Origin of the sequence: Streptomyces omiyaensis, from assembly GCF_014650895.1 — a bacterium.
In the GTDB taxonomy this organism is placed as follows: Bacteria; Actinomycetota; Actinomycetes; order Streptomycetales; family Streptomycetaceae; genus Streptomyces; species Streptomyces omiyaensis.
Genome location: NZ_BMVV01000077.1, coordinates 1 through 1,609, shown reverse-complemented (window position 1 = coordinate 1,609; position 1,609 = coordinate 1). Strand labels below are relative to the sequence as shown.

Annotated in this window: 1 protein-coding gene; it reads left to right on the top strand. The window is 41.8% G+C overall.

The features are described 5' to 3' along the window. The first annotated feature begins 48 nt into the window (after positions 1-48). Positions 49-1,482: a form I ribulose bisphosphate carboxylase large subunit gene (locus IE287_RS39645; protein WP_189214503.1), complete on the top strand. Its 1,434-nt coding sequence runs from the start codon at positions 49-51 to the stop codon at positions 1,480-1,482. Positions 1,483-1,609 lie beyond the last annotated feature (127 nt).

Below are 1,609 nucleotides of genomic sequence, written 5' to 3'. Positions count from 1 at the left end.
CCCTGTTATTGTGAGAATTCTTAATTCAAGAGTTATAGGGAGGGACTTATGTCACCACAAACAGAAACTAAAGCAGGTGTTGGATTTAAAGCTGGTGTTAAAGATTATAAATTGACTTACTACACCCCAGAGTATGAAACTAAGGATACTGATATCTTGGCAGCATTCCGAGTAAGTCCTCAGCCTGGGGTTCCGCCCGAAGAAGCAGGGGCTGCAGTAGCTGCCGAATCTTCTACTGGTACATGGACAACTGTTTGGACTGATGGACTTACCAGTCTTGATCGTTACAAAGGACGATGCTATCACATCGAGCCTGTTGCTGGGGAAGACAGCCAATGGATCTGTTATGTAGCTTATCCATTAGACCTATTTGAAGAGGGTTCCGTTACTAACATGTTTACTTCCATTGTAGGTAACGTATTTGGTTTCAAAGCCCTACGTGCTCTACGTTTGGAGGATCTACGAATTCCCCCTACTTATTCAAAAACTTTCCAAGGCCCGCCTCATGGTATCCAAGTTGAAAGAGATAAGTTGAACAAGTATGGTCGTCCTTTATTGGGATGTACTATTAAACCAAAATTGGGATTATCCGCAAAAAATTATGGTAGAGCGTGTTATGAGTGTCTACGTGGTGGACTTGATTTTACCAAAGATGATGAAAACGTAAACTCACAACCATTTATGCGCTGGAGAGACCGTTTTGTCTTTTGTGCCGAAGCTATTTATAAATCACAGGCCGAAACCGGTGAAATCAAGGGGCATTACTTGAATGCGACTGCGGGTACATGTGAAGAAATGATTAAGAGAGCTGTATTTGCAAGAGAATTAGGGGTTCCTATTGTAATGCATGACTACTTAACTGGGGGATTCACCGCAAATACTACTTTGGCTCATTATTGCCGCGACAATGGCCTACTTCTTCACATTCACCGTGCAATGCATGCAGTTATTGATAGACAGAAAAATCATGGTATGCATTTCCGTGTATTAGCTAAAGCATTGCGTATGTCTGGGGGAGATCATATCCACTCCGGTACAGTAGTAGGTAAGTTAGAAGGGGAACGCGAAATGACTTTAGGTTTTGTTGATTTATTGCGCGATGATTTTATTGAAAAAGATCGTGCTCGCGGTATCTTTTTCACTCAGGACTGGGTATCCATGCCAGGTGTTATACCGGTAGCTTCAGGTGGTATTCATGTTTGGCATATGCCAGCTCTGACCGAAATCTTTGGGGACGATTCTGTATTACAATTTGGTGGAGGAACTTTAGGACATCCTTGGGGAAATGCACCTGGTGCAGCAGCTAATCGAGTGGCTTTAGAAGCCTGTGTACAAGCTCGTAACGAAGGGCGCGATCTTGCTCGCGAAGGTAATGAAATTATCCGAGCAGCTTGCAAATGGAGTCCTGAACTAGCCGCAGCTTGTGAAGTATGGAAGGCGATCAAATTCGAGTTCGAGCCGGTAGATACTATTGATAAGTAGATAAAACTAAAGATAAAGAAGAGAAGGTATAAATAAAAAAGAAACGAAATAAAAAGAGAAAAAAATAAGTTATGAAATGCAGTAATTCTTCTTTATTCTTCTAATTGATTGCAATTAAACTCGGCTG